Source organism: Flammeovirga sp. SJP92, from assembly GCF_001583495.1.
Classification (GTDB): Bacteria; Bacteroidota; Bacteroidia; order Cytophagales; family Flammeovirgaceae; genus Flammeovirga.
This window is the reverse complement of sequence record NZ_LQAQ01000020.1, coordinates 149585-164679: the sequence shown is the minus strand read 5'-3', so window position 1 is coordinate 164679 and position 15095 is coordinate 149585. Positions and strand designations below refer to the sequence as shown.

Genomic DNA, 15095 nt, shown 5'->3' with positions numbered 1-15095 from the left:
GTGAAGCGAGAATGTTTTCAAATTCTTTAGGAATAGGAGTAATCCAGGCATTATTTTTCCATTTCGAAAGGCAGGAAAATAGAATGACCTTCCACTACCTGAGGGTTAAACTGTTGTATAAGTTGAATACCTTCTTTCGGGTTATCATAATAAAGGGAGGCAATTTTTTTCAACGTTTCCCCTTTCTGTACAAGGTGAGTTCCTTTTACGGGAACAATAAACCAATTCTCACCCATCACCACTTTTGTTTCAATGGCCAATGGATTGTAAATATTAAACTTCTCAGCAACCTGATTTCTGTCAAACTTATTTCTTACGTCTCTGAAAAGTGCATACATACGGTACCTCTCACTATCAAAAGCATCAAAGTTTCTTTCCGCAATGGATTGGGTGTGCAGTTTTTGATAGTTGTCATAAGAATGGATTTTATCATTGGCCTTATTCAATGCTTTCTGTAACTGTGCAATTTCTTGTTGTTTGACATCAAGTTCCCCTTTCCAATTGGTTTTATTCTTATTGTACATAAAAATGACCAAAAGAGTGAAAAGGACAAACCCCGCAAAATTGTAAATAGTATTGCGTTGTTGATTAGGATTGGCTAATCGTTGTTCTGCCTCTTTCTCAAAAGGAAAAACTTCCTCCAATACCTTCATTCTATCACGAGAAGGGGTATTGTCTCTTAAAAACTCACAAGGTAAAATAGTACAGATAGAATTTTCACCAGCAGGCGTTCCTGTGGAAAGTAACTTTTCTGCAATTTCTTGAGGTAATGAGGAATGAAAAATCTCTTTAAGAATTTTAGGATCATTGTCAAACAATAATGTTGACGATGCTAAAATCAATTGATCTTCCTCTTTTAAAAGGAAAGGAGTGGAAACGGATGTAGCTTTATGGTGAGGAGGAGATAGAAAACGACCTTGTCTAAATACGAAAACACGAATATTGCCACTTCTTGTGTGCCACATTCTACGGTCTTTGATATAGACTAAAGCATAATGATCGCCGGTGTTCTCCTTGATTACCTTAGCCGCATTTTTCAGTGCCAGTTGAGGTTTATGACTTTCTTTGAAAGCAGTGGAGATGTTAAGTTCTTGCTCAGAATTTATAAGCTGATCAGTATATACGGCACCTATTTGCAAGCTGTCTTCACTGATGTTATCCAACCAGTATTTGGATACATCTTCTTTCTGTGCTGCGTAGCCTATCGTATATTTTTGTAACGTGTTGACGGTCATTCTAATGTTTAAAAAGCGTAAGTTATCGTGTTGAACTTACTAAAAACAAATATTCCACTCTCCTGTTTTCAAGATGTTTCAAGTTAGAACATTTTACATTATTCTTACATTCATTGAGTAAGAAGTTCTCACCAAAACCTTCAATAATGATTCTTTCAGAAGATACTCCTTGTAAAATTAAATAGTTTTTGATGGATTTTGCCTGTTCTTGTGAAATTTTTAGATTAAAATCATCATCACCTCTAGAATCGGTGTGACATTCAATTTTGATATCAATATTTTCTTTTTCCTTCATTCTTTTCACAATCAAATTTAATTCAGTATGTGCTTCCTCATTGATATTGGAGGTGTTAACAGTGAAAGGATAAATTGGGAAACGCTTTTTCTGATCAGAAGGAAGGTCTATAATCGTTTTGCTTACAGTTTGTTTGATATCAATGCGGTTCATGTATAGGATATGATCTTGTTCATTGATCACCTTAAGGATGTATCCACCTTGTTTATCGAGCTGAAATTTAAAATCAAATACTTTATCTTTTAAAGTAATGACAGTATTAGTTGCAGCGTCAAAAAGCTCAATTCTGAATTTATCTTTCTTATCTTGATGTAACTCACCGAGTAATTCGTAATTATCGGCTTTTTTCAATTGACAGTTGATTTTAATTTTTTGAGTGCCATGTGCTTCTTTGGCAAGGATAATGGCATTGTTTTCCATTTTCCACCCTTCTTTGAAGCATTTGATTTGATAATTGGAGTGATTTTCTAATTGAAGCTCAAATTTTCCATTTTCATCTGATAACGTGCTTGAAATAGGAGTAAGCACTGTCATATTCTCATTTTTAACAAAAGAATATACAACAACCTCCACATTGTCAATAATTTTGGATTTATGGGAATATACAACCCCGTGAACAGCCACTTTATTACTCGCAAAACAATAGGAACAAGTAAGAAAATAAAGAAAAAAGAAGTATTTCTTAAATATGCTGTTCTTCATTTCTGATTAAATTGGTTGATTTTTTATATCTTTACCCGAGCGAAATATTGATAACTTCATGATTATCAATTTCTAGAAAGAGTAAGATTATTTTGCAGTTTGAACAACTTATTCTATTAACAAGCGTTTATAATTTGTATATTTGTTTCAAGAACTTCTAGATAATCAATCTCCTTGTGTGTTGATAAACTTACTGTTATGCGAATTACCAATCGTTTTTTATACCCACTCATCACTCTTTTCATTTGTTGTTTCTCCTTAGTCACAAATGCATCTGTAAAAGAGTATACCCTAAAAGGGCTTTACCTTGACAGTAATACTGGTTTAACTGTTGAAGGTGTGAAGGTATGTGTTGTAAATACCAAAAGTGGTGCCAAGACAACTATTTACACGGATCAAGAAGGAAAATTTGTTTTGACCTTAAATGGTGAATCCGACTTTACTGTACATGGTACCAAGAAAAAATACTTTGATCAAAAAGTACATTCTTTTTCTACAATAGGAAAAGATGAAAGTGATGTGATCGACGTGACCTATACTATTAATGAGGTGAAGTTGAACGTCCCTTATATGCTGAATACTGTTGATTTTGAAATTAATAGTACGTTTGAGATCAAAAATGAAGATCAAATAGATGCACTAGGTGATCTCTTAAAAGACTTTCCAAATGTTACAGTTTATATCACAGTACATTCAGATTCTAGAGGAGCAGACGAGTTCAATTTGGAAATGACAAGAAGAAGAGCAGAATATATCCGTGAACTATTGATGGCAAAAGGACTTTCAGCAAACAGATTAATAGCAAAAGGAGCCGGTGAGTCAGAACTGATGAATGAGTGTGGTAATGGAGTGAGATGCTCTAATCAGAAGCATCTTGAAAATAGAAGGATTGAATTCTTGTTAGTGAGGAAATAGCTATAAAACCAGAAAATATTTATTGAGTTCTATACCAAAACAGAAAGGTATAGAACTTTTTTTATGCCTATCTACGATTAGTTATATCTATATAAATGTTTGATGTTAAATATTGCGTTAGAAATAGGCTTCTTGATGATTTGAGTCATTATCGGTTCTTTTATTGTGTAAAGTGTTAGCTTTGAGTGTGTTATTTGTATTTTCTTGTAAACGAAAGTAGAGTGAATAGATGAGGGAGAGTGTGAGAAGTTGATGTTCATACTTTTTGATATATTGCTATTTTGATACGATTGAAATATAAAGTGTTCTAAAAGAAGTAAGTAAGTTGCAAATTAATGTTAATGAGTATTTTTTTCTCATCTAAATTTCCAACTTTTGCTTTGCTGAAACTCCACTAAAACACAATCGTCATGATAAACCTAACAACAATCAAACTGAAGAATATTTTATTTGTTCTTTGCCTAATTTTATCAATACATTCATATTCTCAAACAACTTATAAGTTATATGAAAATGTGAAGTTTGAAACCTATCAAGACTGGGTCGACTATTCCTGGAATGAAGGGAGTATGCCTACATCGGCTGATAATCTAGATTTCAATCAATATACGATTGAGATTAATTTTAATTTTCCATCTAATTTGAATGGAATATCCTTTCTAAATTCAAGCTGGGGAGGAAGCAGTACTAATTTAATTATTAATGGAAGCGTAAGTGCATCTTTATCTACTCAAGTTCCTTTGAACCTCACTGTGAAAGAAAATGGGTATTTTGATATCCTGAGCAGTGTTAATCAACCTTCTCAACCGGCTAGAATTGTTGTAGAAGAAGGTGGTACTTTGATTATTCAAGGTGAAATTTCTTATCAACAGCATGGTACTTTTCTGGATATCAGTGGTGATGTAATCATCTATAATGATTTATCTCTTGGTAATTCGAATACATCGGTTAATATAAATAAGACAGGATCTCTGGAGGTTCGAGGAGATGTCAATCATACAAACTGGGGAGTGAACTTTAATGTTTGTGGATATATGGCCGTTAGCGGTGATGTAAATTTGAATGGAGGATTGATCATTGATTTAACTTGTGGTTGTGCTAATTTTGATGAAGAGGCTTGCGAATGTGTAGGTGTGTCTGATCAAGATTTTGGCCGACTAGAAATTGGAGGAAATTTTGACTTTCAGTGTAACAGTTCAAATAACATTATCGGTGCATGTAATGTCAGTGTAGGAGAAGGATGTACAGTATGTGATGAAAACCAGGGAGGAGATTTATGCGAAAATGTAGATCTGCCTGTTACACTTCTTTATTTTAAAGGTGAAAAGACATCAGAGGGGCACCTTTTATCTTGGAAAACAGGAACGGAGCAAAATACGAGTCACTTTGATGTAGAGATTTCCAATGATAAAAGAAATTGGAGTGTGCTTGGTACAGTTGCGGCAGCAGGAAATAGCAATGTACCTCTTATCTATAACTTTATAGACACTAAAATGACACATCAGTATTATCGACTTGCTCAATATGACTTAGATGGAGCAGTAAGTTATTATGGAGTAGTAAGTATTAATAGTGATGATCTAGAGTTTAGCGTTAATGTTTATCCAACGGAATTAACGAATGGAGAAGAACTTTTTATACAGTTATCAGGTGTAAATACTAATATGCCAGCGATCGGTACTTTTTATACCATGGAAGGCAAACTACTTGGCATCGTTGAAATTTCAAATGGTGAAGGAGGGGTAATGACCAAAAGTATGGTGATACCAGAAAGTCCTGAAGGCGTTGTCTTGATGAAAATCACAAATGGGAAAAATAGTGTCACTAAGAAACTATTAGTTCATTAATATTGAATGTAGATATAGAAAAAGCCAGCTTATGATTTTTATTCATACGCTGGCTTTTTTATTTCTAATACTATGGAGGCATTTCTGAATGCCGTAAGTACTAAGCTAAACATGATTTTATTTTAGTACTTAATATCATCAAAACTTTTATCTAAAATGATTGTAATACCACAATCGATCTTGGCGCTAAAGTATAATGTCCTGGTATAATTAATACTGCTTCATCAAAATCAACAATATCTTGAGGTGAAGGAAGGCCTGTGTCAATCATACGTTTCCATTGTGTTTTGGTATTATTGATAGTAGGTTCTGGAATTTCAAAACTCAAAGGTTCCCAATACGTGTTGACCATAATATAGAGCTGCTCTCCGGTGTTGGGAGATGTCAACATATAACCAATCGCATGAGAGTTACCTTTCCAGTCTGGATAATCAAACTCTACACCATGCCATGAAATGATAGGTCTTCTAGCTCTAGCCTTTGAACTCCAGAAACGCTCAGTTTGGAATACACCGTGTTTAAGGTTGAATTGAATCAGTTCTTTCACAAAGCGTAAAGACTCAGCGTTGTTCTGAGGGTCGTTCCAGTTGAACCAGCTCAAACCATTGTCTTGACAGTAAGCGTTATTGTTACCGTTTTGCGTTTTTCTAACTTCATCTCCCATCAAAATCATTGGTGTACCTTGTGATAATAAAAGAAGGGTGAAGAAGTTCTTGATTTGACGCTCTCTTAAATTATTGATTTGTGGTAGATCAGTAAGGCCTTCTTCTCCGTGATTCCAGCTGAAGTTGTCATTACTACCGTCATTGTTATTTTCGCCGTTGTCAAGGTTATGTTTTTGGTTGTAAGACACCAAATCGTTCATTGTAAACCCATCATGACAAGTAATGAAGTTGATACTACGGTTAGGATCTCTATGCTCTTGATCTTGGAAAATATGATGCGAACCTTCAACACAACCAGCAAAAGGACCAATTTGATCCATATCCCCTTTTACAAATCTTCTAAGTACATCTCTGTACACACCATTCCATTCACTCCAGCGGTCACCAACAAATGAACCTACTTGGTATAAACCAGCGGCATCCCAAGCTTCAGCAATCATTTTTGTACCGGCAAGGATAGGATCAGATTCAATCTCCCATAAAATTGGAGGGTTTTCTAAAGGTTTCCCTTCTTCATCCCTTGAAAGAACGGAAGCCAAGTCAAAACGGAAACCATCCACGTGCATTTCCGAAACCCAATATCTTAAAGAGTCCATGATCATTCTTCTTACCACAGAGTGATTGGCATTGAAAGAGTTGCCACACCCTGAGAAGTCAAGGAACTCGTAATTGTTGTTCTTATCCGTAATATAATATGTGGTAGCATCCAGTCCTTTGAAGTTGATTGTTGGACCTGCTTTAGGACCTACTTCAGTGGTGTGATTGTATACCACGTCAAGAATCACTTCAATACCTGCTTTGTGTAGTGCCTTCACCATGTCCTTGAATTCTCTTACAGGACTGGTTGGGTCATCTTTGTCCATTGCGTAAGCAGAATGAGGAGCAAAGAAGTTGACAGGACTGTATCCCCAATAGTTGATCCTGTCTTTTGGTGCATCGTGAGGATCAAACTGATAAATAGGAAGTAACTCTACAGCTGTAATTCCAAGTTCTTGCAGATAAGGGATTTTCTCAATCAGCCCTTTATAAGTACCTCGCATATCATCCGAAAGTCCTGAAGATGGATCTTTAGTGAATCCAGCCACGTGCATTTCATAAATGATAGTTTTTGAATAAGGTCTCGATAACGGTTTGTCATCTTCCCAGTCATATTTACTATCATCAATTACAATACTTTTTAAAGCGTGAAGACAGTTGTCACCAGGTCTAATTGCTGCTTTTCTTGAATACTTGTCATTCATGCAAACAGCCTTTGCATAAGGATCTACTAAAACTTTGCTTCCATCATACCATTGTCCTTTTTCTGGAAGGAAATCACCAAAGGCTCTGTAACCATAGACTTGACCATGACCTACGCCTTCAACAAATACATGCCAATAATAGAAAGTCTTATTGGTTTCGGGATTTAAACGTATTACATGATAAGGTCTGGGGCTGTCCTTGTCTGCAAAAAGCAGTAGTTCGATTGCTGTAGCACCTTTAGAGTAAATACAAAAATTAGTACCTTTTTTCTTGACAGTAGCTCCAAGAGGATAACTGTTTCCTTTAGAATACTTCACACTCATCGCTATTCTTATAGATTATATTTAGCCTTGAAGTTAATCAAATTTTTAATGCAATAAGAAAGATTTACAATTTGTTCTTACTATGGAGGCACTTCATTATTGAATATTCAGTATGTTTTTAGTAATACGGCTTGATTTTTAGTATTTGGTCATGAAAATAATCAATGAAAAAAGAAAGAGGTATGAAAGACAAATTCCTTCATACCCCTTGTTATAGCTGTTTGAATAAAAAATTATCTACGTTCAATATGAGCACCGATGTTTCTCAAACGCTCATCAATAAACTGATACCCTCTATCTATTTGATCAATATTAGAAATGACACTTGTTCCTTTAGCAGAAAGTGCGGCAATCAATAGTGCCTGGCCAGCTCTGATATCTGGAGATGTCATTTTAATTCCTCTTAATTGTGATTGACGATTTAGGCCAATAACAGTAGCCCTGTGGGGATCATTTAGGATAATTTGAGCTCCCATATCAATTAATTTATCCACAAAGAACAAACGACTTTCAAACATTTTCTGGTGTACCAAAACAGTACCTTTTGCCTGAATAGCAGTAACCAACACAATACTCAATAAATCGGGTGTAAATAACGGCCAAGGGCCATCAGCTACTGTAAGAATAGAACCGTCAATGAAACGGTCTAGTTGATAATGCTCTTGAGCAGGAATATAAATATCGTCACCTCTGAATTCCATTTGAATCCCCAAACGCTGGAAAACAGTAGGGATTTGCCCTAATTCATCAATTCGGCAATTCTTGATTGTTAATTCCGACTGTGTCATGGCTGCCATACCAATGAAACTGCCAATTTCAATCATATCTGGAAGCATAGTATGGGTAGTACCTCCTAGTCTTTCAACACCTTCAATCGTCAATAAGTTAGAACCATAACCGCTGATATTGGCCCCCATACGATTCAGCATCTTACAAAGCTGTTGGATATAAGGTTCACATGCCGCATTGTAAAGCGTTGTTTTTCCTTTTGCCATTACAGCTCCCATAATGATATTGGCTGTACCTGTTACAGAAGGCTCGTCTAATAATATGTAAGTACCTTCAAGGTGTGTTGCATCAATTTCAAAGAAACCGTCTTGAGTGTAATTGAATTTAGCACCTAGTTTTTTGAAACCTAAGAAGTGAGTATCTAAACGGCGACGTCCAATTTTATCTCCACCTGGCTTTGGAATTTTTCCTTTACCAAAACGAGCTAAAAGTGGTCCTAAAACCATAATTGAACCTCTTAATTTAGAAGCCTTTTCAGAATATTCTTTTGTTTGAAGGTGCTCAATATCGATATCTCTTGCTTCGAATTCATAAGAGCCTTCTCCTAACTTTTCTACTCTAACACCTAAATCAGCTAAGATGTCAATCAATTTCATGACATCAATAATATTAGGAATATTGTGAATAGTTACTTTATCTTCAGTAAGCAAAACAGCACATAAAATCTGTAAAGCTTCATTTTTAGCGCCTTGAGGAATAATTTCCCCGCTTAATTGATGGCCTCCTTCTACAATAAATTCTCCAGCTCCTATTGATGCAGACATATTATTTTAATTTATGTTTTTTGTACTTTGCCTTTCGGAAAGCAACTTATTTTCTAATTGAAAAATAGGTGATACCCATTAAAATAAAACGAGTTACCTTATAAATAAAAGTAACTCGCTTCAATATTACGCAATTCAATATAAAAATTCTATTTATTCTTGATTCAATGCGTTAATAATTGCCGTTGGACTCATTCTGTTAGAATACTTAGGGTCATATTGCATGGCAATAATCTTTTGATCTTGCCCTATAATATAAGTGGCTGGCACAGGCAGAGAGGCTTGTTTGATAGCATTATTTGCCGCTATGTCTGTGAACATAAATGTTTTGATTTTCTTCTGGTATTTTTCAGTGACTTGAAATGTCACTTTATAACTGTTCATTATTCCTAAGTCTTTGTCTGTGATCATTGGAAAAGTGAATCCTTTCTTGACAGCAAAAGCATCTAAGCTTTCCTTTTCTTCAGGACTTACCATAATGACCTGTGCACCAGTAGCTGTGATGTAATCTAGGGAGTCTCTAATACTTTTCAAGTGCTTGTAACAAGATGGACACCAACTTCCTCTAAAAAAGTTAACTACTACAGGTCCTTCTTTAATCATTTCAGATAACTTTCTTGTTTTTCCATTTTGATCAACTCCTTCAAAATCAGGAGCGAAATCTCCCACTTTCAATCCAGGTTGTAATGTTTCTACTTCTATACCGTATTTTTTATAAATGTCTTTTTCTTGACCAAAAACAAGAGTGCTGAAGCTAAGCAACAGTGAAAAGATGATGTATTTCATAGGTTTAAGTGTATTAGTAATTTTTAATACAAAGGATATTAAGATTAAAAAAGTGATTAATTTGATAATTAGTCAATTTAAATCTTAGATCCTTACAGGTGATTGTTCTTTTAAGACAATTAATTGTAGAGGATAGGACACGAATAATGTCATCATTTTATATTCTTGCTAATGATTTTGAGGTGAGATTTTGAAAGATTAATCAGGCCTCTGTTATGCTGAAATAAAAAAGCCGTATCAAAATATATTTTGATACGGCTTGTATATCTTTTAGGAATAATGGGTTAACCATTTAAATGCTTGAGCATTGTATCCATTTTAATTTCTGTTTCTTTCCATTCCTTCTCGGGGTCTGAATCACATGTAATACCAGCTCCGGCATACAGCAAAGCATGATCTTCAAACAACTGTAGGCACCTCAAATTAACGAAGAGGTGGTCTCTGTTTTGAATTCCAACAGGCCCTAAATAACCACTGTATAACGAACGGTTGTATTTTTCATTTTCTAAAATGAATTGAGTGGCAATTTCCTTAGGCATACCACAAACAGCAGAAGTAGGGTGAAGCAACTTGAGCATAACAGTACCCAATTGAGGGAAGTTGGTTGCTTTGGTGTCCACTTTAAAGTCAGTTTTGAGATGTAAAAGGTGTGCGGCTGCTACAGTTCTAGGGCCTCTTTCCTCGAACTCTCTCAATCTGATTTTCTTAAAACAGTTGATAATGTATCGACTTACTAGTGCTTGCTCTTCAATTTCTTTACTTTTCCAAGAGGCATCTTTAGGAAGAATTCCGTTGCTTGCCTGAGTACCTGCAAGAGCAACTGTTCTGAAGATTCCATTTTCATCCATACTGATTAAAGTCTCAGGAGATGCACCCATCCACAGTCCAATAGTAGGAAGGTAGCACATTGAGACAAAAGCATTTGGATAGGCCTTGCAAAGTCGGTGGAAAAACTCAATAGGAGAGAAGCCTTCTTTTAAAGGAGCCTCTTTTGTCCTTGAGAGTACAACTTTCAAGAATTCTTCATTATTCATAGCGTTGACGCTTTCTTGAACAATGTTGGTAAAATGTTCTTTGGAGGTTGGAGGGAAATGGGTTTTAAGCATTTGTCGTTTCCAACGGTCCTTGTGCTGTGTGTAATCAAACTTGCTGAGTGCTTTTTCAACATTCAGTTTTGTTTCGAAATCATAATCACTAGAAAATTCAACTTGAGCTAAATCAGAAGTGTAATAAATATCAGCTGGAATAAAGTAGGCTTTGTCTTCTTTGTCTTGGAAAGGTCTTGCTAAAAAACCTTTAGGTAACTCCTCCAAATCCACCTCAACTCTCAAAGCTTCTTTCTGAAGAGAAACTACAATTTGCTGAGTAGCTTCCTGAGGCATTTTCCAAGCGGCAAAAGGTTGTCCACTATCCAACGCTGTCCCAAGCACCTCATCAAAATGAAGAGGAGCATTATTCACTTTCGTAATCTTCTGATCCACTCTCTTTTCCAAATCTATTCTGTTTGTTTACTGTAAAGCACCAAGGCAAATATAAACCTCCGCTTACTTTAGGACTTTTACTTAAATGAATAACTAAAAAATGAAGGATATAGTTATATTCATTTAGTATTTATTAGCCTAGTATTTGCAAATGTATTAGAATAAGGTTGATTTTTGCCTATAGCATGAAAATAAACTTGTTAATAATAGACACTAGAATGAAGTTGATATAGGTATTTTATTTCAGGCATGTATTTGGTTTTTCTTCTATAAATTACAGAATAATCTAGTTTAAGATGAAAAATCACAACCTAAAATTCAGCGTTTACTTTTGTCCTAGTACTTTACCTTTTCATGGCTTCAATTTTGTTAGACTCTAAGGTTACATATATTAAGACTGCATTTCACTTCAATGAACAATTATAGACTCAATAAAGCTTATAAAAAATATTACCTCTCAAAAGTAAAAAGGCACTTTCTGATGAAATGGGGTGCTTATCTGCGTGTGCTGATTTTTATTGGGGCTTTGTTTTTTATTGCTGACCGAGTGAATGTATGGTATTTTAAACCTTCCAAACTCTATACACTTTTAGATCGCTTCTTTTATGATTATGCCAAAGAGCACCCAGAAGTATTAACGAGAACAAAAGCTTTTAAGTGGCCTTATATCACCAATGAGTCGGAAAGTAAATTGAATGATGTTTCTACGTTTCAGGTAGAATATGATTCTCTTTATGTACAAAAAGAATATGAATTCCTAGATCGTTACGATCTAAAAAATATGTCAGAGGAAGAGCGGTTATCTGCTCAAACTTTCCGTTATCTTATAGAACAGGAAATACTAGAAAAATTACTGTTTAAGAATACAAAATACCCCATTGATCATATTTCTGGTATACAAGTACAGCTCCCTCTCTTGATGCTGAACTGTCATACCATCAAAGATATCAGTGATGCCAAAAACTATATCAACAGATTGATTGATGTGCAAGATAAAATAGCAGAATTAATTGCCGGAAACCGCCTCAATCCAGCGGAAGAATATGCGGATATCACCACAAAAAATATCCTTTACAGAAGGAATGGAGAGACCTTGGAAGAGTCCATTCATCATTTTCATATCAATGAAGAACTGACTATTCCTCCTAAAAGTGTCTTGAAAAGAGTAAGAGAACAACTACAGGTCTTTTTAGAAGAAAAGAAGGTGGAGGATAATATTTTCTTTAAGGACTTTATGAGTAAGTTGGATCAAGTAGACAATGATGAGTTGAATAATAACCGCTCTGAGTTGAAGTATGAAATCAAAAAAGCAATAGAAGGCTCAGTGATTCCGTCATTCGATGCGTTGTTTAGAACAGTGGCAGAGTTGGAGATGCAAGCTCCTGAGGAAATCACATCTATGCAATATGCTCTTGGTGAGATGTATTATCAGCACCGTTTGCGTAATAAACTGGGAATGAATGATGCTCATTTGGATTTCAAACATAGACCCAAGAATTTATATTTTCTTGGGAAAAACCTATTGCACAAAGAAACAGCTAGACTGCATCAGATGCTGGGAGAGCTAGGTGTGAATGAAGGTTCGTTAAGAGCAAAAATAGATTCATTATATACAGGAGAGAACCATATCACACATACAGAATATTTAAAGCAGTTTGAAGAGACATTCCTTCAAACTCCATCTATTTTCACATCACAGAAGAAAGTCAATTTTACACACCTTCCGTCCCCAATTTCAACAACTTTTTTTGAACCTTTTTATTACGAAGGAAGCTTTGATAATAGCAGGTACGGCAGGGTTTATTTTTCAGACTCTGTGAGTTTTTACAATAAATTGGTTTTAAAACCCACAGCCATAAGTTTGGCTGCTTTAAATCAATGGAGTAGTTTAAAAGTGACAAACACAAGCTTACCATTTTTTAGAAGAGGACTGACCTTCCGTTATTTAGAAGAATTTTGGAAAAATGTCTATTTATATAACTATTATGCCAATGCACCACTGAAGGAAAAGGTACGTTACCAACTTTGGAAAGTACATAATTTGGTGTACATGGTTTGCGATATTGGAATACATAATTACCTGTGGACCAAAAAGGAGGCTGTGGAGTATGTCTATGAGAAATCAATATTAACACAAGGTGAATCTGAGAATATTGTCGATTTTTCGTCCTCTTCAATCGGTGAAGGAGTAGCACGAGGTTTTGGAATGCATTTATTTGAAAGTTATATTGTAATAGAAGATAAGTCGAATGATATTCAGCGTGTTATGAGTGAGTTGAAACCCCTTTTTATGGAAGGAGCCGTTTCTTTTTCAGAATTTGATAAATTAATATTTGCAAATAATTCTGAAAATAAGATGAAGTAATTTTTAAACATGCCATTTATATGCATAAAGGTCAAATTTAATCTTATCTTTGCACGTATTTTCGAAATAACGATTACAGTTAAGTACAAATATGAGTCTTACAATTAGAGAAAAGCACGGATTTAAATACATAGATGAAGGTGAGGGTGAAGTTTTAATCCTGTTACACGGCCTATTTGGTGCGTTAAGTAACTGGTCTGAGGTGTTGGGTTACTTCTCTGGACGTTACCGTGTGATCATTCCAATGCTTCCAATTTATAATTCTCCAAGAAATGAGTCAAATTTGGAAGGTTTGGTCGCTTATACTGAAAAGTTTGTAGAGGATTTCGGTTTAACGAAGTTTTCTTTATTGGGAAATAGCTTAGGAGGTCATGTTTCTTTGTTATTTACTTTAGCAAACCCAGATAAGGTAGAAAAACTAATTCTTACGGGTAGCTCTGGACTTTATGAGTCGGGTATGGGCTTGTCTTACCCTAAAAGAGGTAGTTATGAATTCATCAAGGATAGAGTAGGTTATACTTTCTATGATCCTGAAGTAGCAACAAAAGAACTTGTTGACGAGGTATTTGAAGTAACTTCTGACAGTGCGAAATGTTTGAGAATTGTATACTATGCAAGATCTGCACAGAAGCACAACCTTAGAGATGAGTTGAATGATATTAAATGTCCAACATTATTGATTTGGGGATTGAATGATACCATTACTCCTCCATCAGCTGGACACGAATTCCACAGAAGAATTCCAAACTCTGAATTGCACTTTATTGATAAGTGTTGCCATGTTCCAATGATGGAGCATCCAAATAGATTCAACATGTTAGTGGATGATTTCTTGAGAAATAACTAACAATAATGTAGTTTAGAGAAACCTTCAAATAATTTCTCTAAATTTACAAAGGGAATTTAGAATAGTGTTGATGACTATTCTCAGATTGGGAGGTAAAAATTGATGAAAATCAATGGTTTATCTCCCATTTTGTTTATAATTATCATTAGAATCAAAAAAACGATGGTATGCAGATAGCAAAACAGTTAATTTCACAAACATTACCCAGTATCGATCCCAGTACTACTTTAGAATGTGTGTTTACTTATTTTGAAGAAAACAATATTCAGTCACTCCCTGTGGTGAAGGATGAAAAGTACCTTGGACTAGTGGTAGAAAGTGACTTTTTTGACCTTGATATTAACGAGGGTGTGAAGTCTGTGAAACTACCATTGTCTTATGAGGAAGCTTCAGTACTGCCAGCCACTCATCTTTATGATGTTTTGAGAGTGGTTGATGAGTTTGATATTGAAATTGTACCTGTGGTAGATAAAGAAGAAAAATATCACGGTGTGATTGTGGTAGAGGACATGATGAAAGAGTTGGCAAGATTACATGCCGATCAAATCTTAGGTAACATCGTGGCCCTGCGTATTGAAGCAATTCATTATTCATTGGAGGATTTGAGCCGATGGGTAGAGTCTAATAATGTGAAAATCTTAAGCGTATTTGTAGAATCTGATCCTGATGATCCTCAAATGGTCATTGTCACTTTAAAATTAAATAAAGTGGAAGTGGATGCAGTAATAGCTACTTTTGAGCGCTTTAACCTGAATGTTATTTATTCTTCCACCTTTACAGAAGGGAAAGATGATAGCAAAGACAGATTGGATAATCTATTAAGGTATTTAGAACTTTAA

General features: G+C 35.1%; 11 protein-coding genes. 5 read left to right on the top strand and 6 right to left on the bottom strand.

Annotated features, from left to right (window positions below):
• Window positions 1-50: 50 nt before the first annotated feature.
• Both AVL50_RS07025 and AVL50_RS07020 read right to left on the bottom strand, forming a co-directional pair.
• Entirely contained in the window at window positions 51-1235 is a 1185-nt protein-coding gene (locus tag AVL50_RS07025) for a hypothetical protein (protein WP_062615778.1), read from the bottom strand.
• Between the two features lie 22 nt (window positions 1236-1257).
• Entirely contained in the window at window positions 1258-2232 is a 975-nt protein-coding gene (locus AVL50_RS07020) for an OmpA family protein (protein ID WP_082795700.1), read from the bottom strand.
• A 198-nt stretch (window positions 2233-2430) separates the two neighbouring features.
• Between AVL50_RS07020 and AVL50_RS07015 the strand changes: the two genes are divergently transcribed.
• Together AVL50_RS07015 and AVL50_RS07010 are read left to right on the top strand one after the other, a co-directional pair.
• Window positions 2431-3147: an OmpA family protein gene (locus AVL50_RS07015; protein ID WP_062615776.1), complete on the top strand. Its 717-nt coding sequence runs from the start codon at window positions 2431-2433 to the stop codon at window positions 3145-3147.
• 410 nt (window positions 3148-3557) lie between these two features.
• Window positions 3558-4994: a hypothetical protein gene (locus tag AVL50_RS07010; protein ID WP_062615775.1), complete on the top strand. Its 1437-nt coding sequence runs from the start codon at window positions 3558-3560 to the stop codon at window positions 4992-4994.
• Between the two features lie 151 nt (window positions 4995-5145).
• Here AVL50_RS07010 and glgX read toward each other — a convergent pair whose 3' ends face one another.
• From glgX to AVL50_RS06990, 4 genes are all read right to left on the bottom strand, one after another.
• Window positions 5146-7224 carry a glycogen debranching protein GlgX gene (gene glgX, locus AVL50_RS07005; protein ID WP_062615774.1) on the bottom strand — a complete coding sequence of 693 codons (2079 nt, stop codon included), beginning with the start codon at window positions 7222-7224 and terminating at the stop codon, window positions 5146-5148.
• Window positions 7225-7457: 233 nt separating this feature from the next.
• Window positions 7458-8777 carry a UDP-N-acetylglucosamine 1-carboxyvinyltransferase gene (gene murA, locus AVL50_RS07000; protein WP_062615773.1) on the bottom strand — a complete coding sequence of 440 codons (1320 nt, stop codon included), beginning with the start codon at window positions 8775-8777 and terminating at the stop codon, window positions 7458-7460.
• A gap of 153 nt (window positions 8778-8930) precedes the next feature.
• Window positions 8931-9563: a peroxiredoxin family protein gene (locus AVL50_RS06995; protein WP_062615772.1), complete on the bottom strand. Its 633-nt coding sequence runs from the start codon at window positions 9561-9563 to the stop codon at window positions 8931-8933.
• A gap of 284 nt (window positions 9564-9847) precedes the next feature.
• On the bottom strand, window positions 9848-11056 hold the full coding sequence (locus tag AVL50_RS06990) for a chorismate-binding protein (protein ID WP_062615771.1): 1209 nt from the start codon (window positions 11054-11056) through the stop codon (window positions 9848-9850).
• A gap of 400 nt (window positions 11057-11456) precedes the next feature.
• Here AVL50_RS06990 and AVL50_RS06985 point away from each other — a divergent pair, with 400 nt between their 5' ends.
• From AVL50_RS06985 to AVL50_RS06975, 3 genes are all read left to right on the top strand, one after another.
• Window positions 11457-13409 carry a DUF885 family protein gene (locus AVL50_RS06985; protein WP_062615770.1) on the top strand — a complete coding sequence of 651 codons (1953 nt, stop codon included), beginning with the start codon at window positions 11457-11459 and terminating at the stop codon, window positions 13407-13409.
• A gap of 91 nt (window positions 13410-13500) precedes the next feature.
• The gene (locus AVL50_RS06980) at window positions 13501-14256 is read left to right on the top strand and encodes an alpha/beta fold hydrolase (protein ID WP_062615769.1); all 756 of its coding nucleotides are present in this window, start codon (window positions 13501-13503) and stop codon (window positions 14254-14256) included.
• A 167-nt stretch (window positions 14257-14423) separates the two neighbouring features.
• Window positions 14424-15095, top strand: coding sequence for a CBS domain-containing protein (locus AVL50_RS06975; protein ID WP_062615768.1), 672 nt, complete (start codon window positions 14424-14426; stop codon window positions 15093-15095).